Annotated in this window: 31 protein-coding genes and 1 riboswitch; of the genes, 19 read left to right on the top strand and 12 right to left on the bottom strand. The window is 60.5% G+C overall.

The window, feature by feature from the left end; genetic code table 11:
* Positions 1-31 precede the first annotated feature (31 nt).
* The 7 genes from atpH to SynPROS71_RS10900 form a co-directional block, all read right to left on the bottom strand.
* The gene (gene atpH / locus SynPROS71_RS10870) at positions 32-580 is read right to left on the bottom strand and encodes an ATP synthase F1 subunit delta (protein WP_186595069.1); all 549 of its coding nucleotides are present in this window, start codon (positions 578-580) and stop codon (positions 32-34) included.
* Positions 580-1,101, bottom strand: coding sequence for a F0F1 ATP synthase subunit B (locus SynPROS71_RS10875; protein ID WP_370586821.1), 522 nt, complete (start codon positions 1,099-1,101; stop codon positions 580-582). Before SynPROS71_RS10875 ends, atpH begins: the two co-directional genes overlap by 1 nt.
* Positions 1,102-1,103: 2 nt before the next feature.
* Entirely contained in the window at positions 1,104-1,568 is a 465-nt protein-coding gene (locus SynPROS71_RS10880; RefSeq protein ID WP_186595072.1) for a F0F1 ATP synthase subunit B', read from the bottom strand.
* Positions 1,569-1,648: 80 nt separating this feature from the next.
* The gene (gene atpE, locus SynPROS71_RS10885; protein ID WP_006911576.1) at positions 1,649-1,897 is read right to left on the bottom strand and encodes an ATP synthase F0 subunit C; all 249 of its coding nucleotides are present in this window, start codon (positions 1,895-1,897) and stop codon (positions 1,649-1,651) included.
* Between the two features lie 154 nt (positions 1,898-2,051).
* Positions 2,052-2,780, bottom strand: a complete 729-nt coding sequence (gene atpB, locus SynPROS71_RS10890) for a F0F1 ATP synthase subunit A (protein WP_011933914.1) — start codon at positions 2,778-2,780, stop codon at positions 2,052-2,054.
* A gap of 21 nt (positions 2,781-2,801) precedes the next feature.
* Positions 2,802-3,137 (bottom strand): hypothetical protein, encoded by a 336-nt coding sequence (locus SynPROS71_RS10895; RefSeq protein ID WP_186595073.1) that lies wholly within the window; start codon positions 3,135-3,137, stop codon positions 2,802-2,804.
* Between the two features lie 86 nt (positions 3,138-3,223).
* Positions 3,224-4,444, bottom strand: a complete 1,221-nt coding sequence (locus tag SynPROS71_RS10900) for a bifunctional 2-polyprenyl-6-hydroxyphenol methylase/3-demethylubiquinol 3-O-methyltransferase UbiG (protein ID WP_186598052.1) — start codon at positions 4,442-4,444, stop codon at positions 3,224-3,226.
* A 160-nt stretch (positions 4,445-4,604) separates the two neighbouring features.
* On the opposite strand from SynPROS71_RS10900, the gene SynPROS71_RS10905 reads away from it, so the two are divergent.
* From SynPROS71_RS10905 to SynPROS71_RS10935, 7 genes are all read left to right on the top strand, one after another.
* Positions 4,605-7,532 (top strand): phycobilisome rod-core linker polypeptide, encoded by a 2,928-nt coding sequence (locus tag SynPROS71_RS10905; RefSeq protein WP_186595075.1) that lies wholly within the window; start codon positions 4,605-4,607, stop codon positions 7,530-7,532.
* A gap of 380 nt (positions 7,533-7,912) precedes the next feature.
* Positions 7,913-8,398: an allophycocyanin subunit alpha gene (locus SynPROS71_RS10910; protein ID WP_006043295.1), complete on the top strand. Its 486-nt coding sequence runs from the start codon at positions 7,913-7,915 to the stop codon at positions 8,396-8,398.
* A gap of 39 nt (positions 8,399-8,437) precedes the next feature.
* Positions 8,438-8,926, top strand: a complete 489-nt coding sequence (apcB, locus tag SynPROS71_RS10915; RefSeq protein WP_186595076.1) for an allophycocyanin subunit beta — start codon at positions 8,438-8,440, stop codon at positions 8,924-8,926.
* 5 nt (positions 8,927-8,931) lie between these two features.
* Positions 8,932-9,132, top strand: a complete 201-nt coding sequence (locus SynPROS71_RS10920; RefSeq protein WP_006043293.1) for a phycobilisome linker polypeptide — start codon at positions 8,932-8,934, stop codon at positions 9,130-9,132.
* A gap of 127 nt (positions 9,133-9,259) precedes the next feature.
* The gene (locus tag SynPROS71_RS10925) at positions 9,260-10,495 is read left to right on the top strand and encodes an FtsW/RodA/SpoVE family cell cycle protein (RefSeq protein WP_186595077.1); all 1,236 of its coding nucleotides are present in this window, start codon (positions 9,260-9,262) and stop codon (positions 10,493-10,495) included.
* 106 nt (positions 10,496-10,601) lie between these two features.
* Complete coding sequence (locus SynPROS71_RS10930) at positions 10,602-11,267, top strand: cytochrome c biogenesis CcdA family protein (protein WP_186598053.1); 666 nt, start codon at positions 10,602-10,604, stop codon at positions 11,265-11,267.
* A gap of 2 nt (positions 11,268-11,269) precedes the next feature.
* Complete coding sequence (locus SynPROS71_RS10935) at positions 11,270-12,562, top strand: cytochrome c biogenesis protein ResB (RefSeq protein WP_186595078.1); 1,293 nt, start codon at positions 11,270-11,272, stop codon at positions 12,560-12,562.
* Here SynPROS71_RS10935 and queF read toward each other — a convergent pair.
* Positions 12,534-12,944: a preQ(1) synthase gene (queF, locus tag SynPROS71_RS10940; protein WP_186595079.1), complete on the bottom strand. Its 411-nt coding sequence runs from the start codon at positions 12,942-12,944 to the stop codon at positions 12,534-12,536. The two genes, SynPROS71_RS10935 and queF, sit on opposite strands and share 29 nt — an antisense overlap.
* A 157-nt stretch (positions 12,945-13,101) precedes the next feature.
* A riboswitch (Glutamine riboswitch) is annotated at positions 13,102-13,177 on the top strand.
* Between the two features lie 62 nt (positions 13,178-13,239).
* Here queF and SynPROS71_RS10945 point away from each other — a divergent pair.
* From SynPROS71_RS10945 to SynPROS71_RS10955, 3 genes are all read left to right on the top strand, one after another.
* On the top strand, positions 13,240-13,443 hold the full coding sequence (locus tag SynPROS71_RS10945; protein ID WP_186595080.1) for a DUF4278 domain-containing protein: 204 nt from the start codon (positions 13,240-13,242) through the stop codon (positions 13,441-13,443).
* 70 nt (positions 13,444-13,513) lie between these two features.
* Positions 13,514-13,735 (top strand): hypothetical protein, encoded by a 222-nt coding sequence (locus SynPROS71_RS10950; protein ID WP_186595081.1) that lies wholly within the window; start codon positions 13,514-13,516, stop codon positions 13,733-13,735.
* Positions 13,736-13,776: 41 nt separating this feature from the next.
* Positions 13,777-14,115, top strand: coding sequence for a P-II family nitrogen regulator (locus tag SynPROS71_RS10955; protein ID WP_186583324.1), 339 nt, complete (start codon positions 13,777-13,779; stop codon positions 14,113-14,115).
* An 8-nt stretch (positions 14,116-14,123) separates the two neighbouring features.
* Here SynPROS71_RS10955 and SynPROS71_RS10960 read toward each other — a convergent pair whose 3' ends face one another.
* A complete protein-coding gene (locus tag SynPROS71_RS10960; RefSeq protein WP_304623127.1) occupies positions 14,124-14,957 on the bottom strand; it encodes a TlyA family RNA methyltransferase in 834 nt (277 codons plus the stop codon).
* A 98-nt stretch (positions 14,958-15,055) separates the two neighbouring features.
* On the opposite strand from SynPROS71_RS10960, the gene SynPROS71_RS10965 reads away from it, so the two are divergent.
* From SynPROS71_RS10965 to fumC, 4 genes are read left to right on the top strand one after another with little or no spacing between them, the layout of a single operon-like run.
* Positions 15,056-15,274 carry a hypothetical protein gene (locus SynPROS71_RS10965; RefSeq protein ID WP_186595084.1) on the top strand — a complete coding sequence of 73 codons (219 nt, stop codon included), beginning with the start codon at positions 15,056-15,058 and terminating at the stop codon, positions 15,272-15,274.
* Between the two features lie 49 nt (positions 15,275-15,323).
* Positions 15,324-16,619 carry an adenylosuccinate lyase gene (gene purB / locus SynPROS71_RS10970; protein WP_186595086.1) on the top strand — a complete coding sequence of 432 codons (1,296 nt, stop codon included), beginning with the start codon at positions 15,324-15,326 and terminating at the stop codon, positions 16,617-16,619.
* A 15-nt stretch (positions 16,620-16,634) separates the two neighbouring features.
* Positions 16,635-16,736 carry an adenylosuccinate lyase gene (locus SynPROS71_RS10975; protein WP_186595088.1) on the top strand — a complete coding sequence of 34 codons (102 nt, stop codon included), beginning with the start codon at positions 16,635-16,637 and terminating at the stop codon, positions 16,734-16,736.
* Positions 16,733-18,130 (top strand): class II fumarate hydratase, encoded by a 1,398-nt coding sequence (gene fumC / locus SynPROS71_RS10980; protein ID WP_186595090.1) that lies wholly within the window; start codon positions 16,733-16,735, stop codon positions 18,128-18,130. The genes SynPROS71_RS10975 and fumC overlap by 4 nt, the downstream gene beginning before the upstream one ends.
* Positions 18,131-18,148: 18 nt before the next feature.
* On the opposite strand, the gene SynPROS71_RS10985 is transcribed toward fumC, so the two are convergent.
* Positions 18,149-20,923, bottom strand: a complete 2,775-nt coding sequence (locus SynPROS71_RS10985) for an RNA helicase (protein WP_186595092.1) — start codon at positions 20,921-20,923, stop codon at positions 18,149-18,151.
* Positions 20,924-20,932: 9 nt separating this feature from the next.
* A complete protein-coding gene (locus tag SynPROS71_RS10990; protein WP_370586822.1) occupies positions 20,933-21,883 on the bottom strand; it encodes a bile acid:sodium symporter family protein in 951 nt (316 codons plus the stop codon).
* A gap of 39 nt (positions 21,884-21,922) precedes the next feature.
* On the opposite strand from SynPROS71_RS10990, the gene SynPROS71_RS10995 reads away from it, so the two are divergent.
* The 5 genes from SynPROS71_RS10995 to SynPROS71_RS11015 are packed head-to-tail and all read left to right on the top strand — an operon-like array spanning position 21,923 to position 25,368.
* Complete coding sequence (locus SynPROS71_RS10995; RefSeq protein WP_186595096.1) at positions 21,923-23,071, top strand: aminotransferase class I/II-fold pyridoxal phosphate-dependent enzyme; 1,149 nt, start codon at positions 21,923-21,925, stop codon at positions 23,069-23,071.
* Complete coding sequence (locus SynPROS71_RS11000; protein ID WP_186595098.1) at positions 23,068-23,796, top strand: alpha/beta hydrolase; 729 nt, start codon at positions 23,068-23,070, stop codon at positions 23,794-23,796. The genes SynPROS71_RS10995 and SynPROS71_RS11000 overlap by 4 nt, the downstream gene beginning before the upstream one ends.
* Positions 23,793-24,551, top strand: a complete 759-nt coding sequence (locus tag SynPROS71_RS11005) for a methyltransferase domain-containing protein (RefSeq protein ID WP_186595100.1) — start codon at positions 23,793-23,795, stop codon at positions 24,549-24,551. The genes SynPROS71_RS11000 and SynPROS71_RS11005 overlap by 4 nt, the downstream gene beginning before the upstream one ends.
* A complete protein-coding gene (gene bioD / locus SynPROS71_RS11010) occupies positions 24,548-25,216 on the top strand; it encodes a dethiobiotin synthase (protein WP_186595102.1) in 669 nt (222 codons plus the stop codon). Before SynPROS71_RS11005 ends, bioD begins: the two co-directional genes overlap by 4 nt.
* A complete protein-coding gene (locus SynPROS71_RS11015) occupies positions 25,213-25,368 on the top strand; it encodes a hypothetical protein (protein WP_186595104.1) in 156 nt (51 codons plus the stop codon). Before bioD ends, SynPROS71_RS11015 begins: the two co-directional genes overlap by 4 nt.
* 16 nt (positions 25,369-25,384) lie before the next feature.
* Here SynPROS71_RS11015 and SynPROS71_RS11020 read toward each other — a convergent pair whose 3' ends face one another.
* Positions 25,385-25,702: a hypothetical protein gene (locus SynPROS71_RS11020; RefSeq protein ID WP_255442133.1), complete on the bottom strand. Its 318-nt coding sequence runs from the start codon at positions 25,700-25,702 to the stop codon at positions 25,385-25,387.
* Positions 25,703-25,730: the final 28 nt, after the last annotated feature.

Raw genomic sequence — 25,730 nt, forward strand, 5'->3', positions numbered from 1 at the left:
AGGAGGAGCGTGGGGATGAAGGGAGAGGTGCTCAGCTCGCCTTCGCGAGCGAAAGCCCAAGGCGACGAACCTGACCAGACAGGCTGGCGTCGATAACTTGAGAGCCGATGTTGATCACGAAGCCACCGATCAGGCTGGCATCGATGGTCAGATCAATCTCAACGGAACCGGTTCCGACCATGGACTGAACCTTTGCCGTGAGGGCTTTGGTCTGATCGTCAGACAAGGCTTGAGCGCTGCGGACGTGAGCCAAGGAGATGTTGCGGGATTCGCGGTACAGCTCCAGATAGCGGCGCAGAACGGCATCAAGAGCGGTCAAGCGCTGCCGATCAGCCAGAACCTTGAGAAGGTTCATCAGTGATGGCTTGATCTGCTCTGCCAGAAGTTGTCCGAGGGCTTTTTTCTTGGCAGCAGGCTCAAGCACCGGCGATGTCATGGCTTCGCGCAGGGGGGTGCTGGACTCCCAGACAGCAAGGAGTTCCTTGCACTGAGCGGCGACCTCCTCTGATTCGCTGCGACCGTCGGTGACCTGCAGAAGAGCTTCGGCGTACGGAGTCGCCAGGGTATTCAGCAGTGGCATCAGGCGTCCTCCAGATTGCTGATGGAGGCATCGATTAAGCGGGACTGGCCCGCTGCATCAAGACGTCCAGGAAGTTCTGTCATTGCCTTGTCGATCGCAGCCAGTGCGGCCTCGCGGCGGAGTTGTTCGGTGAGGCGAGCACCTTCTGCATTCAGATCAGCCAGGGCATCCTGCTTAACAGCAGCCATGGCATTGATCGTGCGCATCTCACCATCCTTGCGGATGGCTTCAGCCCTGGATTTGCCATCGGCCCGGATCTTCTCTGCTTTCTGCTGAGCAGCAGCGAGGTCCTCCTGGGCACGGGCCAGATCGGTGGTGGCCTGACGCAGCCGGCCCTCGGAATCCTCAAGGTCCTTCAGAATCGCCTGCCGGCGGCGCTCAAGGATTCCCCCTAGGAAGCCCTTGAGGAACCAGTACAGAACCCCGATCACAATGACGAGGTTGATCAGGTTGGTCTCGAAAAGGTTGAGGTTCAGGCCGAACCCGCCTTCCGAGGCAAAGAGTGGGAAAGACATGGTCATCGTCAGGCGGCCAGAAGTCTGTTGATGATCTGGGCACTGAGCTGATCCACCTGACTCATGAGCTGAGCCTGGGCGGATTCTCGTTGGGTCTCGATCTCACGCCGGGCTTTTTCGCGAGTGCGATTGGCTTCGGCCTCCGCTTCGGCAAGAGCCTCGCGGTACAAACGATCAACTTCCTGTTCAGCCTCGACGATGGCGGCCTGAGCGGCCTGACGGGCTCCACGGAGTTGATCTTGGAGATCGGCTTCCAGTCGCTTGATTTGCTCAAGCTTTTGCTTGGCATCAGCACGACTGGTCGCGATGTAACCCTCGCGATCCTCCACGACCTTGCCGACCGGCCGGAAGAACAGGGAATTGAGCAGGAAGGTGAGGAGAACCACCTGAACCGCCATCAGCGGAAGGGTGGCATCGAGGTCAAAAAGACCTCCCTCCGGAACACCTGCTTCAGCGAGCAGAAGCCAGGTCATGGAAGGATGCGATTGGGTAAGTCAAATCGAGCGGATCAGAGGAGTGGGGTGACGCGAAGTCACCCTGCATCCGAATCTGATCAGCCGGCGAAGGGGTTGGCGAACAGAAGAACCAGTGCCACCACCAGGCCGTAGATGGTCAAAGCTTCCATGAAGGCCAGGGAGAGCAGCAGGGTTCCGCGGATCTTGCCTTCAGCTTCAGGCTGGCGGGCGATGCCTTCCACAGCCTGACCGGCTGCGGTGCCCTGGCCGATACCAGGGCCGATGGCGGCGAGACCCACCGCAAGGGCGGCGGCCAGAACGGAAGCGGCGGAGGTCAGATCACTCATTGGTGGAAAGCGGTTGGAGATGCGCAGGATGAGCGCGGAAAGGGCAGGACGCGCCCGGGACACCCTCACGATGGAGGGCGGGCCCGGTTCCACCCGGACCTGCGCGCGATGTGTTTAGCAGATCACGGGGGACCTGCGAAAGGCACGACGAGACCTAGTGGGCCTCTTCGTGCACAGCCTCGCCGATGTAGTTCGCGGCGAGGGTGGCGAAAATCAGAGCCTGGATGGCACTGGTAAATAGGCCGAGGAACATGGCGGGAAGCGGTACCAGCACAGGCACAAGGAAGGCAAGAACAGCCACCACCAGTTCGTCAGCAAGAATGTTTCCGAAGAGACGGAACGAGAGCGAAAGAGGCTTCGTGAAGTCCTCGATGATCTTGAACGGGAGCATGATCGGGGTCGGCTCCACGTAGTACTCGAAGTAACGCAGCCCTTTGCGGCTCAGGCCCGCATAGAAATAAGAGAGAGACACCAGCAGAGCCATGGCCACTGTGGTGTTGATGTCGGCTGTCGGGGCACCGAGCTCTCCATTGGGAAGCTCGACCAGGCGCCAGGGAATCAAAGCACCACCCCAGTTGCACACGAAGATGAACAGAAACAGGGTTCCAACGAAAGGAAGCCAGTCTCTATAAGCCTTCTCGCCGATCTGCTCCCGTGCGAGCTCCCGCAGGTAATCCCAGAGGTATTCCAGCAGGTTCTGAACCCCCTTGGGATCGCGTTCCATCTTGCGGGTTCCACTCACAACGAGCAGAAGCAGCAAGCCGATCACGACCCAAGAGCTAAGGAAAACCTGGCCGTGCAGGTTCAGATTGCCGATCTGCCAATAAAGATGCTGACCAACCTCGAGTTCGGCGAAAGGCAGATTGAGGAGCGACGGAACCATGACGGTGATAAGTGCGCGAATTCAGGCGTCGATGACGGTCTGAAGAATCAAAGCGGGCTTGTAGAGAAGAAACCCGATGAAGGCGGGGAGAAGTTCGAGCTGGGGAAGTTTGGCCGCCGCCACGATGAGAAGCATTGGCACCACCAACTGAAATCGCCCAACCTGACGGGAACCTCCGCCGAGCCTGGCCACGCTGCGGGCGAGTAAGCGCAGGTACAGAAGACCAGCACACGAGCCCACCAGCAGGCTGCGGGCCACCAGAACATCGAATCGAACAAGAGCGACAAGAGCCGCAGCCAGGGAAACGAGGAGGGTGGCCAGCATCAGACGCCGCTGAAGCTTGGCGTACTCCCCCATACCCGAATCGGTCGCAACAGATGCTGCACTTGATTCGATCGGAGTGGTAGCCAGCAAACAACGCCTGAGAAAGCGCGCGGAATCTATCACGCGTTTTCCCCGCCCCCCCCTGATTCAGCAATGGGAAAAAGCAGACGGCGTTGGATCAGAGCCCTTGCCACATCAGCCGTCCAAGGGCCGAGACCAAGCTCACCAAGAGAATGCTCAGGATGGGCGTCCACGGCCTCGAGCAGCTGCTTTTCCTGCGCAGACAAAGCAATCGGCTCAAGATCAGGACCCAGCAAGCTGGCGGAAGGCCAACCCCATACACAGGACTGACGGCGCGTCCGCGCTCTTAACAGCTGTCCATCGTCTTCCCAGCGCCGCTTCTGAAGTGGCTTCCGCGCAACAAAAAACTCGAAATGACTGATCTCCGTATCGAGATCCTCAATCAGAAACCACTGATCCCTAATCGGAAGTGTTTGTGCCCGTGCAAGTAGATCACCGCTCAGAAGTCGAGCCGGGTCCCAGACCGAAGGATTAGAGAAACCAACGAAATGCAGCCCTGAGGCCTCGATTAGGGCAAACAGCGTCTCGAGGTCGTAGCTGGTCTCCTGCGGATGCAGGTACATGTCTGCGAAGTTGGCGTCGGCCGCGGTATCAATCAACCACCGCTGTTCATGGTTACGGCGCAGGCGATTGGATTCAGGGAGCACATCGAACAGCTCCCGGCCAAGACGCAGGGCTTCACTGTTCTGTCCCACGCCAAGCCTGGTCAGGGCCTTCTGCGTGCGGTGAATCTCCCAACGTCCAGCATTCGCGTAAAGGAAGAGATGCATCAAGCCGTCATCGTCCAGCAGCGCAGCAAGCGCTTGAAGGCCAGCCAGAGGCTCACGCAAATGATGCAACACACCAACGGAATTGATGTAGTCGAACGGCCCTTCACCGTTCAGATCCAGAAGGCTCCGCTGCTCCTGACGCAGTGATCGAACCTGATGCGCTCCTCTGGAGCGCTGCAACCGCTCTCTGGCCACATCCAGAGCACCGGCGCTGATGTCGACGGCCAGCACCTCGGCTCCAGGGTTGAGATGGCAGAGATAGTCAGTACTCACGCCAGTCCCACAGCCTGCATCAAGGATGCGGAGAGGCGTCGCTGCATGATCACGACCAAGGATCTCTCCCCTCACGGCGCCATCGACGCTCTCCAGACACCACCGCCAGTTGTAACCAGGAGGTGGGCCGTCCTGGATGGGATCACCCGGATAGGGGAAACGGTCGTAGAAATCACTCACCACCGGGGTGGCTGCGTCGGATGGGGTTGGATTCATCAGCTGCGGGCTCCAGGGGCCGATCGGCTTGCGATGGAGCATTTCATGCGCCCTCGCAATGCGTCACTGCTGACAGCAACCCCTGCAAACATTTGTTCATGGCACTCCAGGTGCTCTGGGCACGAGCCGTAACCTGGCCGGATCCGGCTTGCTTCCGTTCATGACCGTGACCGCCAGCAGCGGCAGCCCCAGGGTCTCCCCCCAGCTGTACGACACACTGCCGCTCTCCAGCGTTCGCCAAGCGGAGCAGCAGGATCGTTTCCCCGATGGTGGGGAGCTGGACTCGCTCATCACTTTTTTCCGCAGCGGCAACGACAGGCTCGAGGCCTCGCGGATCATTGCGGCCAACGCTGAGTCGATCGTGGCCCGTGCGGCCAACAGAATCTTCGTGGGCGGCACACCCCTCTCCTTCCTCGAAAGCCCTCTCACAACTGGAGAGGATCGGAAGGTGGGTGATGACACACCCCTGGCGGCAGATCAGGTCGCCTTTCAACAATCGGTCCGCACCTTCACAGGAGAAAGCGGAACCAGCAAGCGCGGCAACTTCCTCACCAGGCTTCTGGATGGAACGAGCGGCGATGCCGATGTTCGTGTGGTGCTTCCCACGGGGTTCAACGCCATCAGCGTGGCCAAATACGGCCCGGCGTTCATGCGCAAATCCGTGCGCGACATGGGCTGGTTTCTCCGTTATGTGGGCTATGCCCTTGTCGCCGGAGACCCAAGCATTCTCTCGGTGAACACCCGAGGGCTTCGCGACATTCTTCTCAAGAACTGCTCGTTAACGGCGACCAATGTGGCGCTGCAGGAAATGCGTGCGGCCTCGGCCCAGCTGCTTCGTGAGCTACCGGAAGCGCGCCGTCTAACGATCGACTGCTTCAACGTTCTTCTCCAGGAACTGGCCGTCGCCACCCCATCCACACGACAAAAGCCTGGAAGTGCCGTCCGCCAGGGCCTGCAGCTGCCAGCGATCTATGCCCTCGCCGCCGAGTCAGCCCAGCGCTTCGAAATGCGTCCCGGCCTCTCCGGCGCCGAGAAAGCTGAAGTCGTAAAAGCCGCGTATCGACAGGTTTTCGAGAGAGACATCGCCAAGGGCTACTCCCAAACCCCCTGTCGAACCGAGGCAAGCCAGCTCTTGCAGGGCAAGATCTCCATGCGCGAGTTCATTCGCGCTCTTGGCCGGAGCAAGGAGTATCGAACCCAGTTTTACGGCCGCTTTGTCAACAGTCGCGTCGTGGAACTGGCCTACCGACATTTCCTCGGCCGTGGCATCAGCTCCCTCGAAGAATTCCGCAAAGCGTTCTCGATCGTGAGCGAGCAGGGCCTGAACGGATTGGTTGATGTCCTCGTGAACGGCAGTGAGTACGCCCAAACCTTTGGGGAGGAAACGGTTCCCTACCTCCGAGATCTGGGTGAAGAAGCCCAGGAAAGCGCCGGCTGGGGATCCAACCGTCGTTTGTTCCGGTTCAGCGCACCCTTCGAGGGGGCTCCTCAGTACGTCACGCTCTACGCCTCCTACCGCCAGCCGCTCGCGGATCAGCATGTCTACGGCGGCGGCAATGATCCCGTCGGCAACCAGTACGGCGCGATCTTCCCCTCGTCAACGGCATCGGTCGCAACGCGACCAGCACCCTTCAGCTACGACACCCGCCGATTGCTTGTCAGCAATGGCATGGCCCAGCCCGGTCAGATGGACAGTCCTCAGTTCCGAGGCAGCCGCCCCCGCAAGGTCGGCCCGAGAGTGCTGCGGCTTCAGCAGATCGCAACGGGAGGCGCCGCCGTGCCTCGCCGAGGAGGTCAACCCAGCATTCGCAACACCGAATCCTCCACCCAGGCTGTGATCAAAGCGGTTTACGTGCAGGTTCTCGGAACAGCCGGCTACGCAGGAGAGCGGCTCAGCTCAGAGGAAGCTCGTCTTGAAAACGGAGATATCAGTCTTCGCGACTTCGTGCGTGCCGTCGCCCGCTCCAACGCGTTCCGTCGTCGTTACTGGGAAGGTCTCTACATCACCAAAGCCATCGAAGTGATGCATCGCAGACTTCTGGGGCGACCCACCTTTGGTCGCTGGGAAATTGATGCTCTTTTCGATACCGCTGCCCGCCAAGGCTTCTACGGTCTGGTTGATGCGTTGATCAACGGACAGGATTACAAGGATTGCTTTGGTGAGGACACCGTTCCCTACGAGCGATTCATTACGCCAGCTGATCTGAACACGCGCCGGGCGCCCGCCCTGCGACGCCCCATCGATCTCACCGCTGTGGTCGACTTGGCCATGGGACGTCGTCCCGATCCAGTCAGGAATGATCGCCTGCGCACAACCAGCGATGTCACCAATAGAAATCTGAAGCGTCAAACGCAAACCGTTGCGGGTCAGTGGCGTGCCGACGTGGGCTCCATGCCGGCGTCCCAGTGGACAGCGCTGATGCGTCGGCGTCCGCAGGGAACAACATCTCCCGAGGAGGCGGCAAAAACCTGGAGCCGAACGATCGACTCCCGGTTCAGCCGAACCATCCAACAGGACCCAGGCAAGCAGGGAATGCAGTCGGCTTTGCCCCTGGGAGACGCCACTGGTTATCTGCGTCGATCAGGACTGCCGGTGAAGAGTTCACTTCCACGCAATCCCAGCGAATCAGAGCTGAGAGAGGTTGTTGATGCCACCTACAGGCAGCTTCTCAACCGGGTCCCACTGGAAAGCGAACGACTCATCACCAGCGAATCCCGACTGCGCGATGGTCAGATCGATCTCGAGGGGTTTGTGGCTGAAGTCGCCACCAGCGAAGCGTTCCTAGAAAGACTCTCCAGGATGGCGCCGTTACGCGCTGCCACCGCAGCGACGATGGCGCTGGTTGGCAGGGCATCCACGCCATCAGAAACGAGTCGTTTTCTGGTCGTGAGAGCGGAATCAGGGCAAAGAGCAGCTGTGCAGGAGTTACTGGAACTTCGTTCCAAGCTCGGATTCGAGCCCTCTGAGGTTCCTGGCTTCCGAGGCCTGAACTCGCAACCAGGCGTGGCCCAGTCAACGCTCACCCGCACAGCATCCCTTTACAGCGGCAACGCCGGACTGACACCACCACCCAGCCAAGCCTTGTAAGCGCTGCTCAACTGACGCAGCACCCTTGATTTCCGATTACGACAACCCGCAAATAACAACGCCAGTGGTATCTCAACCACTGGCTTTTTAATGCCTGATTATCAAAAACCTGGGCTCGGAATGAAGATCTGTTACCAGCCCCAAACCTTGCCTGGCAGCTGCCTGAGAATCACACTCGATCGGCTCCACCTTTCAGGTGATGCCCGACTGCATCCCCGAAGGTCAACAGATACAACATCTGAAGGCCTTCAAGCTCGAATCTCCACGATCTGAGCACCAGCGGCCCTTAAGCTGCTCTCCGATCTCAGTCGAGATCACCCACCACCACACACCGGATATCGGTCTCCTACGGGCGGCCGCTTGCTTCGAGGTAGAACTGCATGAGCATCGTCTCCAACTCGATCATCAACGCGGACGCCGAAGCCCGCTATCTCAGTCCAGGAGAACTGGACCAGATCAAGGCCTTCGTCGGCGGCGGACAGCGTCGTCTTCGAGTCGCTCAGGTTCTCAGCGAGAGTCGTGAGCGCATCGTCAAAACGGCTGGCGGCCAGCTGTTTCAGAAACGTCCCGACGTGATCTCTCCCGGAGGCAATGCCTACGGCGAGGAAATGACCGCAACCTGTCTTCGTGACATGGATTACTACCTGCGTCTCGTGACCTACGGGGTCGTCGCAGGCGATGTGACCCCCATCGAAGAAATCGGAGTGATCGGCGCCCGTGAGCTCTATCGCTCCCTGGGCACCCCCCTTGAAGCCATGGCTGAAGCGGTCCGTGAAATGAAGACCGTCGCCATGGGCATCCTCAGTGGCGCCGACGCCGAGGAAGCTGGCTTCTATTTCGACTACGTGGTCGGCGCCCTCGCCTGAATCACCGGACTTCACGCCCCTTTCCGTCACCTCTGATCCATGCAAGACGCGATCACCAACGTCATCAACAAGTCCGATGTTCAGGGTCTCTACCTGGACACGACGTCCATGAGCAGCCTTGAGAGCTATTTCGCCAGTGGTGAGCTGCGCGTGAAGGCTGCTGCCACCATCAGTGCCAATGCCTCTTCGATCATTCGTGATGCAGTGGCCAAGGCTCTCCTGTACTCGGACATCACCCGTCCGGGCGGCAACATGTACACCACCCGTCGCTATGCAGCCTGCATCCGCGATCTGGATTACTACCTGCGTTATTCCACCTACGCCATGCTGGCTGGTGATACCTCCATCCTCGATGAGCGGGTTCTGAACGGCCTCAAGGAGACCTACAACTCCCTCGGTGTGCCCATTGGTGCCACCGTCCAGGCCATTCAGGCCATGAAAGAAGTCACCGCTTCCCTCGTCGGCCCCGACGCAGGCAAGGAGATGGGTGTCTACTTCGACTACATCTGTTCCGGTCTCGGCAACTGAGTCCGATGCGGTTGTTCAAAGTCACCGCCTGCATTCCGAGCCCTGAAAAGGTTCGGACCCAGCGCGAATTGCAGAACACCTTCTTCACCAAGTGGGTTCCGTACGACAGCTGGTTTGCTGAACAACAGCGAATCCAAAAGCAGGGAGGACGGATCATCAAGGTTGAACTCTGCACTGGCTCACGCCAGGTGAATGTCGGAAACTGAAGGCAGTCCTAACGCTTGCGAACCCGGCCTTAAGCCGGGTTTTTTTATGACCAATCCCTTGGCAAATCGTGGTTGAGACGGCTCAATACACTTATTCCCTTTTGCACTCTTGAGCAGCCCGTCCGTGATGTCCAGGAGGAGTCGATCCTCACGGTCGGGCACCGTGAGGACTCGCACGAATCCCGAAAAAGATTCGAGGTCGTTCTGGGAACGTCACCTCCCCCTCGACTGGTCGTTGTGGCCCGCAGAAGCACGCCTGTTGCTCACGCTCACAGCCATCTGGAGCCTTGCAGGCTTACTAGTACTGGCTTCTGCCAGCTGGTGGGTTGCAGCGCGTGAGCAGGGTGAGGGGGCTTACTACCTCAAGCGGCAACTGGTGTGGATGGCCGCAAGCTGGAGTTTGATGGCGTTCACGGCGTCAACCAATCTGAGGCGCTGGCTGAAACTGGCTGGCCCTGCTCTATGGATTGGATGCCTGCTCATTGCCGCCACGCTGGTGATGGGAACCACGGTGAACGGTGCCAGTCGCTGGCTCGTGATCGGACCGATCCAGATCCAGCCATCTGAGCTCGTGAAACCGTTTGTAGTGCTGCAAGCAGCCAACCTCTTCGCTCACTGGAAACGCACCGGCCTGGATCAGAAGCTGTTGTGGCTCGGGAGTTTTGGGCTGTTAGTCCTTCTGATCCTGAAACAACCCAACCTGAGCACCGCAGCGTTGAGTGGGTTGTTGATCTGGTTGATGGCCTTTTCGGCGGGCTTGCCTCTCGTTCAACTGTTCGGAACGGCGATCGGAGGCGCTGTTCTGGGCACGGCGAGCATTTTGATCAATGAATATCAACGCCTCAGGGTCATTTCCTTCCTGAACCCCTGGAAAGACCCTCAGGGTGATGGCTATCAGCTGATTCAAAGTCTTCTGGCCATTGGCTCGGGTGGTGTGTTCGGAGAGGGATTCGGCCTTTCAACTCAGAAATTGCAATATCTGCCGATCCAAAGCACCGACTTCATTTTTGCGGTGTACGCCGAGGAATTTGGGCTCGTGGGCTCACTGCTTCTACTGCTCTTCTTGATGCTGATTGGCTATCTGGGCCTACGCGTGGCGCTGCGCTGCCGCAGCAATCAGGCGCGCCTTGTTGCCATTGGCTGTTCCACACTGTTGGTTGGCCAGTCCATCATGAATGTGGCCGTGGCCTCCGGGGCCATGCCAACAACAGGGCTGCCTCTGCCCCTGATGAGTTACGGGGGAAACTCGCTGCTCTCCAGCCTGATGATTGTGGGACTGCTCATCCGCTGCTCTCTGGAATCCACCGGACTGATAGGAGGCCGCGGCCAAAGAGCATCGAGCAGGCCTCTGCAGCGGCACTGAAGCTCTGATCGATAGGCTTAAGTTCTGTAATTTCCGGCCGACCGGCACGACCATCGCCTTCCTCGACCTAGCGCTTTCAGATCTGGCACGCAACGCTGAGCAGCTTCTGAATCACGCCCTGGCACAACCAGGCCCCCTCAGTCTCGGCGTGGTTCTGATTGGAGGAGCCTTGACCAGCCTTGGTCCCTGCTCCCTCTCCCTTCTACCGGTCACCCTCGCTTATCTGGCCGGCTTTGAAGGTCGGCAGGCCCCCTGGCAACGCAGCCTGGCGTTTTCAGCCGGAATCGTTGGTGCGCTGGTGATGCTGGGAAGTCTCAGCGGCTTGCTGGGCGGAATCTACGGCCAGGTGCCAGGGCTGATCCCAACCCTGGTGGCGGGACTCGCCATTGTGATGGGCCTCAATCTTCTGGGTGTGGTTCGTATCCCCCTGCCGGCGGGCCCTGACCCCAAGGCCTGGAGCAACCGAGTGCCAGCGCCACTGGCCCCCCTGGCCGCTGGTCTTGCTTTTGGCTTGGCGGCCTCGCCCTGCACAACTCCTGTGCTGGCCGTTCTACTCGGCTGGATCGCCAGCACAGGCAATGTTGTGATCGGCGTTCTATTTCTGAGCAGCTTCGGGATCGGCCAGGTCCTGCCCTTGCTCTTGGCGGGCAGCATGGCTGCTTCCCTGCCGAAATTGATGGCGCTCCGCCCCGTGAGCCAATGGATCCCGAGCATCAGCGGAGCCGTGCTGATCACGGTGGGATCACTCACGCTGCTTGCGCGGCTGGTTTAACGATGCGCACATTCAATCGCTTACTGGCGATTCTTTCCGACCTTCGCCTGGCCATTGCGCTGCTGCTGCTCATTGCGGCGGCCAGTGCTGTGGGAACGATCCTTCCTCAGCAAGAAGCGCCTGAGCTGTATTTGGAACGGTTCAATGCCGATCCATGGCTTGGATTGATCAATGGTGACCAGATGCTGGCCTTTCAGCTGGATCACCTTTACTCAAGCATTTGGTTTCTGTTCCTACTCGCCTGGCTTGGCGTCGCCCTGATGCTTTGCAGTTGGCGCAGGCAATGGCCGGCTTTGCAAGCAGCGATGCGTTGGATTGATTACACCCGTCCGCGTCAGCTGAGCAAACTGGCCCTGGCGGAAACACTCAGCTGTGCAAGCAGCGATGGAGCCCTATCCAGCCTGGCGACAGAACTGAAATCGCGGGGCTGGCAGGTCAAACAGCATCAAGATCGCTTGGCCGCTCGCCGCGGCGTCGTGGGACGCGTCGGCCCTCTGCTGGTTCACACGGGTTTGGTGCTCTTGCTGATCGGCGCCGCCTGGGGAGCTCTCGCCGGACAGCGCCTGGAACGCTTTCTGGCACCAGGACGATCTCTAGATCTTCTCGATCCAGCAGGCGCCAATCGCCTCAGTCTCACCCTTGAGCAGTTTTCGATCACGCGGGACCCTGCCGGACGCCCCGAACAATTCCAGTCGACGCTGACCCTGTCACCACCAGGGCAAGAGGATGAGCTCCGCACGATCAGCGTGAACCACCCACTCCGCTACCAGGGCATGACGGTGTACCAAGCCGACTGGTCCTTAGCTGCCATCACGGTGCAGATCGGCAGGAGTCCGATGCTGCAGCTTCCACTCAGCACGTTCCCGGAGCTGGGGGACCAGATCTGGGGGCTTGTCCTGCCGACGCGTCCTGACGGCAGTGAACCCGTCTTTTTGAGCACCAGCAGTGAACAGGGTCCGGTGCAGGTGTTCGGCTCGGACGGTGCACTGATCACCAATCTCCGCCCCGGAGGCGAAGGAACAGAGGTGAGGGGCTTACCCCTGAAGGTGATCGACATCCTCCCTGCCAGTGGGCTGCTGCTCAAACGTGACCCCGGAGTGCCTCTGGTCTATGCCGGTTTTGCCATCACGCTTCTGGGCGGAGCGCTCAGCATGGTTGCGACGCGTCAGATCTGGGTGATCAGCGACAACAAGCATCAACGACTGCATATCGGCGGGCTTTGCAATCGAAACCTCTTGGGTTTCGCTGCAGAACTCCCGCAACTCATCAGCAGGGTTGACGTGTCCCATGGCTGACACGGACGACGGTATGAACATTCCCTCGGGGATAGAAATCAGCTTCAAGCTGCATCCAAACCGGGTCGCAGGCTGACACCAGATCATCAAGAATCCGGTTGGCCACCTCTTCATGGGAGATGGTGCGATCGCGATAACCATTCACATAGAGCTTGATCGCCTTCAGCTCAACGACGCGCGGGCCAGGTTGGTACAGAAGCCGCAAAACGGCGAAATCCGGATATCCCGAGAAGGGACAGAGGCAAGTGAATTCAGGCAATTCAATCGAGACCTCGTAAGGCCGACCAGGCCGAGGGTTGTCGAAACAGATCAACTGAGCCTCGGCAATCGCTCGCTCGCCATAGAGAGGCGTTCGGGTCGTTTCTGCAGGGGATGCGCTCATGGCGGGCATCAGAAGCAACGGTTTGTAAAGAACCTAAATCCCAGCCGGAGAAGCCCAAAGCTTTCAGGGCAGGGCATTCACTGAATTTCTTCCAACCAGATCAGCAAAGTGTTCACTATGAACAACACTTTTGAGATAGAACTGCATTGAAGGACAAAACGTTGAGCTCAGGTGACGGTCATGCGTCGCCTTTCCAGCCGGAAGTAGCCACTCGCGCGGCGAAGCAACGCTCCTTCCCACGAAGCGGCCCCGACCTGCAATCGGGACAACCACCACCCCCTTCGAGGCTCATCTCATGACCACTCTCCAACGCACGTACCGAGGCATTGCCTACGACCCCGCTCAGCACGAACGGCTGAGCGACCAACGGGTCGATCACACCTACCGCGGAAGTCACTACGAAGCGCCCCTGCGCCATCAGGCTGCAGAGACCGACACCGTCGAACTGCACTATCGCGGCAGCGTTTATCAGCACAGACAGCAACAAGCCAAATCCTGATTTGGTATCGGTTCGAACAACGACTGGGTCAAAGACCAGCCGTAATGGGGTTATACCTCAAGCCGATTTCATGGATCTCCAACTGCTGGCAGACGGCCATTCCTACCGATTGACCCCTGCCAGCGTTCACGGAATTCTCTGGCTCCAAACCCACTTCGAGTCCCAGCACTGGGAACTTCTCGCCGATGGACGGGTGACTGTGTCGCGATTGGACGCTGAGGCCCTTTGGCAGGACGCCACCCGGGCGGGTTTAAACGTCGCCCCTCTTCCGACCCTCTCCCCCACTCGGTAAGTTCCGACCTGATCCACCCCTAAACGCCTGAAGGTTCTGACATGAAAAAAGTTGAAGCTGTTATTCGTCCGTTCAAGCTGGAAGATGTGAAGCTCGCCCTGGTCAATGCCGGAATTGTCGGCATGACTGTGAGTGAAGTGCGCGGATTCGGCCGGCAGAAAGGTCAGGTTGAGCGGTATCGCGGGTCCGAGTTCACTGTTGAATTTCTGCAGAAGCTCAAGGTCGAAGTGGTCGTCGACGACGCCAGGGTGGACACGGTCGTCACCGCCATCGCTGAAGCTGCAAAAACCGGCGAGATCGGCGATGGAAAAATCTTCATCTCAGCCGTCGAGACCGTGGTTCGGATCCGTACCGGTGATCGTGATGGCGCTGCCCTCTGACGCCCGGATCAACGCTTGAGGGTTGCTGTGACCTCTCCCTCGATCACCTCTCTTGTGACCGAGGGATCACCTGATCCGCTCAGCCACAACAGATATTCGTGATTTCCAGCGGGTCCGGTGATCGGTGATCCCACAAGCCCGCGAGCTCTCCAATTCAAGGTATTGCCTGCAGCAATCACGGTGGCAATGGCATCGTGGTGCGCAGCTGGGTCGCGAACAACGCCGCCTTTGCCCACGCGGTCGCGCCCCACTTCGAACTGCGGCTTCACCAGCAGCACAGCTTCACAACCACAGCACCGATCACCCTGGTCATCCAACTGCAGCAAGCCGGAAAGAGCCGGAAGCACAAGCTGCAGAGAAATGAACGACACATCGGCTACAGCCAGTGTGGGCCTTGGATCATTCTCAGCGAAAAGCTGCTCCGGAATCAGTCGTCGCAAGTTGGTGCGTTCCTTCAGCACCACCCGTTCATCGGTGCGGAGGCTCCAAGCGGTTTGGCCGTACCCCACATCGATTCCATACACCCGGCGCGCTCCATGCTGAAGCAGGCAATCGGTGAAGCCGCCGGTGGAGATCCCGCCATCCACACACACCCGCTCCTCGACCTCGATGGGGAACGCCAACAACGCCGCAAGAAGTTTGTCCCCGCCCCGTGAAACGAATCGCGGCGGTTGTTCCACCCGGACAACCGTGTCTTCGGCAACTTCATAACCAGGCTTCTCCAAGCGCTGACCATGGCGATCGCGCACCTTCCCGGCACGAATGAGCTGTTGCGCCTGCTGACGGGATGCCGCCAGGCCTAGCGTCAGCAGATGCAGATCTAGTCGTTGTTTTCGGGGCACTGCTTCATAAAAGCAGAGTTGAAATCCGAACAAAGTCATGGGGTTCACCCCTGAATCCGTTGATGTCCGGGAGGATCGTTCCGAGCCGCCCCACGGACATGTCCGCCAAGCAGCCTCCCCACCGCCGCTGCCGCAACAACAGCAACGTTCTGGAGCTCCTACACCCAGGAACTTTCGTCACAATCGACAATCATCCCAATGATCTGCCCCCGTTCCAGGTGATCGAATGCCGTGGAGGCATTTGCTTGGTTCGGCAGCAATCTTGGGGGCAGCATGTGCAATGGGAGGTTGACCACCGTCGCCTGCGCTCGGCCTGAACCTCCACGTCGCCGTAAGGTCATGGATTGACCGTTCGTCTGCGAGCCCTTGATCGAGCGCTACACCCTGCCCGAGATGGGCGCGATCTGGACCGACCGTGCCAAGTATCAGAGTTGGCTCGATGTGGAGGTCGCCGCCTGTGAAGCCAACTGCTCATTAGGGCGCGTCCCTGAGCCAGCCATGGAGGACATCCGCAACAAGGCGGCCTTCGAACCGGAGCGGATCCTCGAGATCGAAGCCGAGGTGCGTCACGACGTGATCGCGTTCCTGACCAACGTGAATGAGCATGTCGGGGATGCTGGGCGCTACATCCACGTGGGCATGACCAGCAGTGACGTGCTGGATACCGGCCTGGCGCTTCAGCTCAAAGCTTCCGTATCACTTTTGAGACAGGAACTGATGGCCCTGGATATGGCCATCGCAGCCCTGGCGAAGGCGCACAAGGGCACCGTGATGATCGGCCGCTCCCACGCCATCCATGGCGAACCGATCACCTTCGGCTTCAAGCTCGCAGGCTGGCTGGCAGAAACCCGTCGCAACGCTGAGCGTCTCGAACGCCTCGAACGCGATGTGGCCGTGGGCCAGGTCAGTGGCGCCATGGGCACCTACGCCAACACCGACCCGGAGGTGGAGCGACTGACCTGTGAACGTCTCGGCCTGATCCCTGACACGGCGAGCACACAGGTGATCTCACGCGATCGTCATGCGGATTACATCCAGACCCTCGCTCTGGTGGGAGCAAGCCTCGACCGGTTTGCGACCGAGATCCGCAATCTTCAGCGCACCGATGTACTGGAGGTGGAGGAAAGCTTCGCCAAGGGCCAGAAAGGCAGTTCAGCCATGCCCCACAAACGCAATCCGATCCGCAGTGAACGCATCAGTGGTCTGGCCAGGGTGCTGCGCAGTTATGTCGTCGCTGCCCTTGAAAATGTGGCTCTCTGGCATGAACGGGACATCAGCCATAGCTCCACTGAACGGATGATGCTTCCGGACTGTTCGGTCACGCTGCATTTCATGCTCCGGGAGATGACAGCTGTGGTGGCCGGTCTTGGCGTGTACCCAGACAACATGCGCCGAAACATGAATGTTTACGGGGGTGTGGTATTCAGCCAGCGGGTTCTACTCGGCCTCGTCGATGCCGGGATGAGCCGGGAAGACGCCTACCGAGTGGTGCAGCGGAACGCACACAGCGCCTGGAACACCGAGGGGGGCAATTTCCACGCCAACCTCGCCGGCGACCCTGAGGTCACCGCAAAACTCAGCAGCCAACAGCTGGAGGAGTGCTTCAGTACGGAGCTCCATCAAGCCAACCTGGGCGTGATCTGGGACCGGCTGAAGCTCTGATGAGTTGACGGCGTCATGTTCTGGACCCCCTACGCAGACTGGATCTATGTGGTGGTGAGCGTCAGCGGGATGCTGCTGATCATTGCCCTTGTGCTGAGGCCCAATTCGAACTCATGACCAACGCGACCCGCACGGAACACGACAGCATGGGCACGGTGCATGTGCCTGTTGAGGCGTTATGGGGCGCTCAGACCCAGCGCTCCCTGCAGAATTTCGCCATCGCCGAGGATCGGATCCCAACCCCACTGATTCATGCGCTCGCTCGCATCAAGCAGGCAGCGGCGATCGTGAATGCGCGACACGGTGTGATCAGCAACGAGCAGCGCGACTTGATTGTTGAAGCCGCCGCTGCAGTCGCCGAAGGAAGCCACGACGATCAATTCCCTCTGAGGGTCTGGCAAACCGGCAGCGGCACGCAGACCAACATGAACCTCAACGAGGTGATCAGCAATCTGGCATCGCTGCGTGCTGGGGAAGCTCTCGGCAGCCATCGACCCATCCATCCGAATGATCACGTCAACCGGTCCCAGTCCACGAACGATGCCTTCCCGGCCGCCATCCATGTGGCGGCCGCGGAAGCGATCAGCCGCCGCCTTCAACCGGAACTGCAACAACTGAAAGAGGCCTTTGGCGTCAAATCGAACGACTGGGCATCCATCGTGAAGATCGGCCGCACCCACCTTCAGGATGCGGTCCCGCTCACCCTCGGCCAGGAAGCATCAGCCTGGAGAGATCAGATCGGAACCGCAGCGCGACGCATCGACACCAGCCTGGAGGAAATCCTGCCTCTGCCCTTGGGAGGCACAGCGGTGGGAACGGGGCTCAACGCCCCGAAGGGCTTTTCAGTCGAGGCGGCAGCCGAGCTCAAGCGGCTTACAGGCCTGCCCTTCACCACAGCCCCCAACAAGTTCGCCGTGATGGCCAGCCACGACGGACTCGTCAACACCATGGGACAGCTCAGGCTTCTGGCAGTGAGCCTGCTCAAAATCGCCAATGACATCCGCCTGCTGGCCTGCGGACCTCGAGCCGGTCTCGCCGAACTGCATCTTCCGGAAAATGAGCCCGGCAGTTCGATCATGCCGGGCAAGGTGAATCCCACCCAGTGCGAGGCGATGGCCATGGTCTGCACCCAGGTGATCGGGCTGGATGCTGCGGTGGCGATGGCCGGTGCCGGTGGCCATCTGCAGATGAATGTGTACAAACCGCTGATCGGCTTCAACCTGCTGCAGGCCATCACCCTGCTCACGGATGCCTGCCACTGTTTTCGGGTGGCCATGGTTGAGGGGATCGAACCCAACCGCGCCCGCATTCAAAGGGATGTGGAGCAGTCCCTGATGCTTGTCACCCCACTCACCCCGGTGATTGGGTACGACAAAGCAAGCGCGATTGCGAAATACGCGCACGAACAGGGAATAGACCTGAGAAGCGCCGCTCTGGACCTGGGTTACGTCAGCGCTGAGGTGTTCGATCGCGTCGTCGACCCAGCCTCCATGGCCGCTGAACAGGGCTAGGAGCCATTTGCTGAAAGGTTAGGCAGCCCTCTCGGTCGCTGGATTCAACGGCTCTGATTCCGCCGCTGCAGCCTTGAGCAAATCATCCGCTTCCGCCACAGGGAAGCGATTGATTGCTTTCAGCGCCTGTCGGGCATGGCTGCGCAGTTGCTCGCTGATCGCCTCGCAGTAAGGAACCTGTGCCAGCAGATCAATGGTGCGTCGCATGATCCGCACCACATCACCCTCATCCAGCGACGTGTTGGCGATCAGATCATTCCAGGCCACACCGCGGGCCCAGGCCTCCACAAGTCCCATGAGTTCAGGCTCCCACCAGGCAGGCACCACAACCCGGTGACGTTCCTGAGCCCGCAGCAGTTCCCGACGAATTCCCGAGAGATCATGAAGAGCTTCTTCCGCCCGCGGCGGCGGCGGAAAGCCACTCCAGAGGTCGGGGCGATTCACTTCGGTGCTAATCGCTTCGAACACCGCTGCGAGTTCAGCTGGAGGCAGATCATCGAGATGGCCACTCATCAACGCGAGACCCAGCCATAACTCGTTGTCGCCCCGCAGAGCCGCCACGGTTCTGCCGATTTCCGTGGGCACCAGGTCGTCGAGAGCTCCGAAATGCTGAAGGATCTCCATCAAGGCAACAAACGTGTCCCAGTGCCGGTTGGCACGGTGATGGAGCAGTTGCTGGCGCTCGGTGATTTCCAGTTCCAGCTCCTCCATGCGCCGCCGGTGCTTCTTGAGCTGTTTGCGATCCCCCCAACGATGGGCTGGATGGACTTCCAGCTCAGCCTCAAGCTCCTGAACAGACTGCAACTGGGTCAGAACCTCCCCGGCAAGGTCGTACTGGGGTGTGGTCATGTCATGGCGTTGGGCCATGTGGCCCACAGCGAGAGCGAGGCCACCGCTCTGCTGATCTCCATGGCGAAGCTCTCCAGCGCGTCCCAGCTCAGGCGTCTGCAGCCCTTCAACCTGCAGACAGCTGAGTTCGGCATGAAGGCTGACCACCGCCTGACAGGGCAGCAAGAGCCAGACGTTGTCGTTGGTGAGGCAAAGCAGAAGCGGAAACTGACCGGGGCCCTCGCATTTCTCCACAATCACCGCCGGCGTGACTCCACCGCGCAACTGGGGAGCCTTCAGACTGACCAGCGTGCCAACGCTGGCGAACTGAAGTGCCAGCGTGAGCTCGTGGGCAAGGGTTTCTTCGGCCTGCTGCTGAAGGATGCGCAACAACCGCCTTTCTTCGCGGAGACGGCTGCGCAACTTTTCATAGTCTTCGAAATCTTCCCAGGGCACATCACCGGCGGTGCCCTGCAACTGCCCGAGCTGAAGACGCAGCTGCTGAAGAATCTCCTCCTCCTCAACCAAATCGAGACTGGCGAGATAGCGGCCGAAGCTTCGTTCAACCAGCTCCCGAGCCTTGGCCAGATCGTGGCGCTGCAAGAGATTGAGCACCATCCCGTAGCTGGGTGTGAACTGACTGACAAGGGGATCCGCTGGGCTTGTGGCCAGCTGCCCCGCCTCTCGCACCCCTTCAAAACGACTCTGCACCGTCACCACATAGCCCTTTGAATCCAAGCCACGCCGACCGGCACGACCGGCCATCTGCAGGAATTCGCTGGCCATCAGCGGCCTGTGGCCCCGCTCCGTGCGCTTGGAGAGAGCGGCGATCACGGTGCTGCGCGCAGGCATGTTGATCCCAGCGGCAAGGGTTTCCGTTGCGAACACAACCTTCACCAAGCCCTGCTGGAACAACTCCTCGATCAGCTCTTTCCACGCCGGCAACACGCCGGCGTGGTGAGCCGCAATCCCTCGCAGGAGCGCATCGGCATGCAAGCCATCGCGTACGGCTTCAGGATTGGCCGCGGTGTAGGCCTTGAGGCGTTCACGGATACGCGCTTGCTCGGACTCATTGACCAGACACTGCACCCCGAGATCACGCACAGCCTTGTCACACCCCCGGCGACTGAAGATGAAATAGATCGCCGGCAACATCTCCCGCTCCGCCATCTGAGCGACCACAAAACTGATCGGCGGAGGCTCGGGCTGGGGAGGGCGTTGAGAGCGTCCCTTGCGCTTGTTTCCCTTGGGAGCACGCCACACCTTGCAGTTGGGATGTAAGCCGGTGCCTTGGTCATTCAGCAACGGATGCAGGCCCTTGGCGCTGCAGAAACTGAACTGGAGGGGGACGGGTCTGAAGTCGCTGAGCACCAGACGCGTTGGGCCATGAACCCGTTCAATCCAGTCGGTGAGCTGACCGGCATTGGCAACCGTGGCGGACAGCGCCACCAGCTGCACTGGCAATGGGCAGTGAATGATCGACTCCTCCCAAACCGTGCCGCGCTGCGAGTCATTCATGTAGTGGCATTCATCGAGCACCACCGCCTCCACATCCGCTAGCGGGTCATCACACTCATCCGCTTCCGCGTAAAGCATGTTGCGGAAGATCTCTGTGGTCATCACCACGATCGAGGCCTCACGGTTCACGCTGAGGTCACCAGTCATCAAACCGACGTTGTCGGCCCCAAACTGCTCACGAAAGTCGCGCAGTTTCTGATTGGAAAGAGCCTTGAGAGGCGTGGTGTAGAACACCTTCTGGCCATGGGCGATGGCCCGGTAAATGGCGTATTCACCCACGAGGGTCTTGCCAGATCCCGTCGGGGCGCTCACGACTACGGAATGCCCCTGATTGAGAGCATCGATCGCTTCCAGCTGGAAGTCATCCAGAGGGAAGGGGAAGAGTTGCGCCGGATCAGGAGATCCCACACTGGCGGGCTGTGCAGCCTGGGGGTCCTGATCCTTCATGGCGGGATCTTAGGGACGCTTTCGCCACAAGGCCGCCAGGAGACTGCCCAGCAGGGAATGCATCACAGCGGAGATCGCCCCTGGGAGAGCGGTGAGCGGATTCGCAAAGCCACCGGATCGCGCCAGAACAACCGCCAGTCCTGAGTTCTGCATCCCAACTTCAATGCTGATGGTGCGGCGTACAGCCCTGGGTTCACCCAGAAGGGCCGGCAGCAGGAAACCGAGCAGGAAGCCACCACCGTGAAGAAGAGCCGTGGCCAGCACAAGCAGGCCTCCCTGACGCAGAAGCACCTCGCGCTGACTGCCCACGATTCCCGCAACGATCAAGGCAATCGCCACGACCGCCAGCGGCGGCATCACAGGCTGCACTCTGGCTGCCAGGCGTGGCAGCCCCTGCTTAATCGCCACGCCGACCGTCACCGGAACCAACACCACCTGCATCACATTCACCAGCAGAGTCCAGCCATCCACCGGCACATAGCGGCCCGCCAGTGCACTCGCGAGCAGGGGAGTCACCGCAACGGCCAGGAGGGTGCTCAGCGACGTCATCACCACCGAGAGCGCAACATCAGCCCGAGCGATCAAAGCCACCACATTGCTGGCTGTCCCCCCTGGGCAGCACCCAACCAGGATGAGCCCAACAGCCAGGGGCGGCTCCAGCTTCAGGACCCAGGCCAGCGATGCAGCAAGAGCCGGCATCACCAGAAACTGAGCTCCCACACCGATCAGGGCAGCCCGCGGCGGAATCATGGCCCGGCGGAAATCAGCGGGAGAGAGACCCAGCCCCATGCCCAGCATGATCAGAGCAAGAGACCAGACGATCACCGGCCCTGCCACCCAGGTGAACAAGTCGGGCTGCAGCAGTGAGAGCAACGCTGCCAGCAGGGTCCACAACGGAAAGAAAAGAGTGAAGCGCTCCAACCCCTCAACCGCTTCCGATGGAAACGGCAGCAAATTCACCCTCACTCTGCAGGGCGACCAGGGCCCAAAGTGGTGGCTATGACAGTCCCACCCACCCGCCGTCGACGACTGCGCACCTGGGCGCCATCCCACGATGGCGAAGGCCTGCATCCCGTGATTGATGCCGAAACAGGCCCAGCCCTGGTGGATCTGGCCAGCAATGACTACCTCGGGCTGAGTCACCACCCGGAGTTAATCGCCGCGGCCGAGGGTGAATTGCAACGCAGTGGTGTCGGTGCCGGTGGGTCCAGGCTGGTCACAGGAAGCCGGCCGGTGCATGACCGTCTGGAGGCGGCCCTGGCCGGTTGGCTGCAACGCGACAGGGTGTTTCTGTTTCCGAGCGGATTTCAAGCGAACCTCGCGGCGGTGTTGGCCCTGGCCAACCGTCACACCACGGTGCTGGTCGATCGCTTGATCCACCATTCGCTGCTGGTGGGAGTCCAGGCCAGTGGAGCCCAGCTGAAGCGCTTTGCCCACAATGATCTCAGCGCTCTGCAACACCAACTGCAGGCATGCCGCAGCCAGCGCCCGGATGCACGCCTGGTGGTGATCAGCGAAAGCCTGTTCAGCATGGAGGGCACCAGCCCGGATGTGCCGGCCCTAGCCGCACTTTGTCGGGCCTACAGCGCCCATCTGCTCCTGGATGAAGCCCATGCGCTCGGGGTCCTCGGAGATGAGGGACGAGGCCTTGGCCTGGGCGTGGAGGGCATCGCCATGATCAGCGGCACCTTTGGCAAGGCCTTCGGCAGCGGTGGAGCTTTCCTCGCCTGCAATCAAGAGCAGGCCGACGCACTCCTGCAAACGAGCGGAGCCTTCCGATACACCACAGCCCTGGCGCCACCCCTGGCGGCCGCCGCGTTGGCGGCATTGGACCTTCTGAAACGCCATCCCTGTTGGGGAACCGACTTAGTGCGACAGAGCAATCGCTGGAGAGATCGCCTTGAGGCCCAGGGCTGGTCCCGTCCCGCGGGATTTGGACCGATCCTGCCGCTGCTGGTGGGGGGTGATCAGCCAACACTGGACTACCAGCAACAGCTTGAGGCAGCAGGGGTTCTCACCGTTGCCATCCGTCCTCCAACCGTGCCGGAGGGCACGGCCCGCCTGAGACTGGTACTGCATCACCATCAGTCCGATGAGGCCTTGGACGCGTTGGTGAACACCCTTGGACACGGCAGCCTCCGGCAATGAAACAGGTCATTGCGATGCATGGCTGGAGCTCGGATGGCACCGTCTGGGAAGCCTGGACACGATCCTTCCAACACCATGGATGGCACTGGGTCAATGGAGAGCGCGGCTATGGCGGCCGCAACCCAGTTGCTCCCGTCTGGAGTGCACCACCTGATCCGACGGCGCCGCAGCGACGGGCCGTCATCGCCCACTCCCTTGGACCGCATCTGCTGGACGCCAGCGTGCTGGCCCAGGCCACAGATGCCGTGCTGCTGGCCAGCTTCGGACGCTTCGTTCCCGCAGGACGGCAGGGCCGTGCGCTGAGGGCTGGGCTTGAAGGGATGAGATGCGCGATTGGCAGCCCCGGAGAAGCCGCCATGCTGCAAACATTTCTGCAGCGTGCTGCCGCGCCCACAGATGTCAGCGCTCTTCCGCCCAGTCCTGGCTCCCAGGGCCTGACGGCTGCAGGACGGGAACGGCTGCGAGCCGATCTCGACCGCCTGAGCACCACCAACGGGCTCCCCCCAGGCCTGCCGGCGAGCGCCCGCGTGCTGATCGTGGAAGCGGAATGCGACGCCATCGTGACGCCGGAGGCAAGCCGGTGCCTGCGCAGCGAACTCGACAACCTGCTTGAGCAAGCACCCGAGCACTGGCTGCTCCCCAACGTGGGGCATGCACTGCTGATGCCTGACCTGCTCACTCACGTCAGACAGTGGCTTGAGCAAGACATCGGGCAGCCCGGATGAAACCGCACGCCTGGCAAGTCCGCGTTCTGCGGGAATTCGATCGTGCTGCCGAACGGTATGACCGATCCGCGCGGTTGCAACGCTCGGTGGCCTGGCGACTGGCCCAACTCTGTCGGCGGGAAGGGATCGCTGACGGGCTCTGGGTTGATCTAGGAACTGGGACCGGTCAGCTTGCTAAAGCGCTGGAGCAACTCCACCCAGGTCGCAAGGTGCAGCGCATCGATGGCAGCGAGGCGATGCTGCGCGGTCATCCCGACGACGCCGAGGTTTTGCACTGGGATCTCACGACGGGGCTACCGGATTGGAGCGAGGCGCCAACCCTTCTGGCCTCGAGCTTCTGCTTGCACTGGCTTCCAGAACCACAGCACCTTCTTCAACAATGGATCCTGCGGTTGGCCCCCGCTGGGCTCCTCGCGGTTGCTCTCCCTGTGGAGGGATGCTTCCCCCAGTGGCACCAAAGCGCCAGGCGCTGCGGGGTGCGCTGCACCGCACTGCCGTTCCCTTCCACCGACGCGTTACTGAAAACCATTCCTGCGCAACAGCTGCGCATGACGCGCCGGGTGTCTTACACCGTGACCTCTCCGAGCCTGCCGTTACTGCTCAAACCTTTGCGCCGGATCGGGGCTGGCACCAGTCCTCAATCCCCTCTGCCGCTGCGGGACTGGCGTCGTCTTCAGCAAGGGTGGAGCGACCGCCAAAGCGATGGCCAGCTCAGACTCACCTGGGTGATCCAATTGCTGCTGATTCGCGGATGAATCCAAGTTCTGCTCCTCTCCGGCTCGTGGTCTGCGGCACAGACACCGACGTAGGGAAGACCGTGGTGAGCGCGTTACTGGTTCAGGGACTGGAGGCCACGTACTGGAAGCCAGTGCAGAGCGGACTGGAGGGAGGCGGCGATCGTCAGAGGGTGATTGATCTGCTGCAACTGCCCGAACACCGCTGGATCCCGGAGACCTACGCGTTCAAAGCTGCCGTCTCACCCCATTGGGCAGCAGAGCTTGAGAACCGGGTCCTCGAGCCGGGAATGCTGCAGTTGCCCAGCAGCAACACCCCACTGGTGGTGGAGACGGCCGGAGGTCTGCACGTTCCGCTCACGCGCACCTGGAGACAGATCGACCAACTGCAACGTTGGAATCTCCCGGTAGTCCTGGTCTGCCGCAGCGGCCTGGGCACGCTCAATCACACCTTGTTGAGTCTTGAAGCCTTGGCAAGCCGAGGTATTCCTGTGATCGGGCTGATTCTCAACGGCCCCCTGCACCCCGACAACCCTCGAACCCTGGAAGAGCTCGGAGGGGTTCCAGTGCTGGCGGAGCTGCCTCCCCTTCATCCTCTCAACGCAGAGACACTCAAGTGTGCGTGGCAGAAGCAGAGGCTGGGCCTTAAGTTCAGGGCCTTGATGAACAGCCCGGATCGCCGATGACCAGCCGACAGACCTGGGCCACTGTGGCCGTTGTCCTGCTCTGTGGAGGCATTCTGGTGCTATTCACGGATGTTGAAGTTCAGCTGGTGCGCTGGTTCAACTGCGGACCGGTCGCGACCCAAGGGGAACGCGACAGCGAGGTCTGTCGCTAGAGACTGCCATTCAGGCTCAACCCATGGGCCTGGAGCGAATGGGACAGCGGCCCAGCATCAGCGCCACGTGACGCACCGCCATGGTGAGGGGCCACCCCTGGCGCAACTGTTCGTGGATCTGCTCCACCTGGGAAGGGGACCAGCCACGCATCTCGAGCCGGGCCTTGATCGAGGGCCATCCTCCTTCGAAAAAAATGCTGCGACAGCCCTCGCTGCCTTGCTGGCATCGAGGCTGGGAGGTCGCGGGGTCCACAAACCGTCGAGACCTTGGCTGTCCATTACGGCGGCTGGCTTCTGTGAAGGCCATCGATGCACCATCCGGACGCAAGCTCATGATGACAACAGGCAGTCGCGCATGCCCA

Origin of the sequence: Synechococcus sp. PROS-7-1, assembly GCF_014279795.1 — a bacterium.
Taxonomy (GTDB): domain Bacteria; phylum Cyanobacteriota; class Cyanobacteriia; order PCC-6307; family Cyanobiaceae; genus Synechococcus_C.

Bases quoted from the DNA above. Each gene is read 5' to 3' on its own strand.
- atpH (WP_186595069.1), bottom strand. From the start codon at position 580: ATGCCACTGCTGAATACCCTGGCGACTCCGTACGCCGAAGCTCTTCTG.
- SynPROS71_RS10875 (WP_370586821.1), bottom strand. From the start codon at position 1,101: ATGACCATGTCTTTCCCACTCTTTGCCTCGGAAGGCGGGTTCGGCCTG.
- SynPROS71_RS10880 (WP_186595072.1), bottom strand. From the start codon at position 1,568: ATGACCTGGCTTCTGCTCGCTGAAGCAGGTGTTCCGGAGGGAGGTCTT.
- atpE (WP_006911576.1), bottom strand. From the start codon at position 1,897: ATGAGTGATCTGACCTCCGCCGCTTCCGTTCTGGCCGCCGCCCTTGCG.
- atpB (WP_011933914.1), bottom strand. From the start codon at position 2,780: ATGGTTCCGTCGCTCCTCAATCTGCCTTTCGCCGAACTCGAGGTTGGT.
- SynPROS71_RS10895 (WP_186595073.1), bottom strand. From the start codon at position 3,137: ATGGGGGAGTACGCCAAGCTTCAGCGGCGTCTGATGCTGGCCACCCTC.
- SynPROS71_RS10900 (WP_186598052.1), bottom strand. From the start codon at position 4,444: ATGAATCCAACCCCATCCGACGCAGCCACCCCGGTGGTGAGTGATTTC.
- SynPROS71_RS10905 (WP_186595075.1), top strand. From the start codon at position 4,605: ATGACCGTGACCGCCAGCAGCGGCAGCCCCAGGGTCTCCCCCCAGCTG.
- SynPROS71_RS10910 (WP_006043295.1), top strand. From the start codon at position 7,913: ATGAGCATCGTCTCCAACTCGATCATCAACGCGGACGCCGAAGCCCGC.
- apcB (WP_186595076.1), top strand. From the start codon at position 8,438: ATGCAAGACGCGATCACCAACGTCATCAACAAGTCCGATGTTCAGGGT.
- SynPROS71_RS10920 (WP_006043293.1), top strand. From the start codon at position 8,932: ATGCGGTTGTTCAAAGTCACCGCCTGCATTCCGAGCCCTGAAAAGGTT.
- SynPROS71_RS10925 (WP_186595077.1), top strand. From the start codon at position 9,260: ATGTCCAGGAGGAGTCGATCCTCACGGTCGGGCACCGTGAGGACTCGC.
- SynPROS71_RS10935 (WP_186595078.1), top strand. From the start codon at position 11,270: ATGCGCACATTCAATCGCTTACTGGCGATTCTTTCCGACCTTCGCCTG.
- queF (WP_186595079.1), bottom strand. From the start codon at position 12,944: ATGAGCGCATCCCCTGCAGAAACGACCCGAACGCCTCTCTATGGCGAG.
- SynPROS71_RS10945 (WP_186595080.1), top strand. From the start codon at position 13,240: ATGACCACTCTCCAACGCACGTACCGAGGCATTGCCTACGACCCCGCT.
- SynPROS71_RS10950 (WP_186595081.1), top strand. From the start codon at position 13,514: ATGGATCTCCAACTGCTGGCAGACGGCCATTCCTACCGATTGACCCCT.
- SynPROS71_RS10955 (WP_186583324.1), top strand. From the start codon at position 13,777: ATGAAAAAAGTTGAAGCTGTTATTCGTCCGTTCAAGCTGGAAGATGTG.
- SynPROS71_RS10965 (WP_186595084.1), top strand. From the start codon at position 15,056: ATGTCCGCCAAGCAGCCTCCCCACCGCCGCTGCCGCAACAACAGCAAC.
- SynPROS71_RS10975 (WP_186595088.1), top strand. From the start codon at position 16,635: ATGTTCTGGACCCCCTACGCAGACTGGATCTATGTGGTGGTGAGCGTC.
- fumC (WP_186595090.1), top strand. From the start codon at position 16,733: ATGACCAACGCGACCCGCACGGAACACGACAGCATGGGCACGGTGCAT.
- SynPROS71_RS10985 (WP_186595092.1), bottom strand. From the start codon at position 20,923: ATGAAGGATCAGGACCCCCAGGCTGCACAGCCCGCCAGTGTGGGATCT.
- SynPROS71_RS10995 (WP_186595096.1), top strand. From the start codon at position 21,923: ATGACAGTCCCACCCACCCGCCGTCGACGACTGCGCACCTGGGCGCCA.
- SynPROS71_RS11000 (WP_186595098.1), top strand. From the start codon at position 23,068: ATGAAACAGGTCATTGCGATGCATGGCTGGAGCTCGGATGGCACCGTC.
- SynPROS71_RS11005 (WP_186595100.1), top strand. From the start codon at position 23,793: ATGAAACCGCACGCCTGGCAAGTCCGCGTTCTGCGGGAATTCGATCGT.
- bioD (WP_186595102.1), top strand. From the start codon at position 24,548: ATGAATCCAAGTTCTGCTCCTCTCCGGCTCGTGGTCTGCGGCACAGAC.
- SynPROS71_RS11015 (WP_186595104.1), top strand. From the start codon at position 25,213: ATGACCAGCCGACAGACCTGGGCCACTGTGGCCGTTGTCCTGCTCTGT.
- SynPROS71_RS11020 (WP_255442133.1), bottom strand. From the start codon at position 25,702: ATGAGCTTGCGTCCGGATGGTGCATCGATGGCCTTCACAGAAGCCAGC.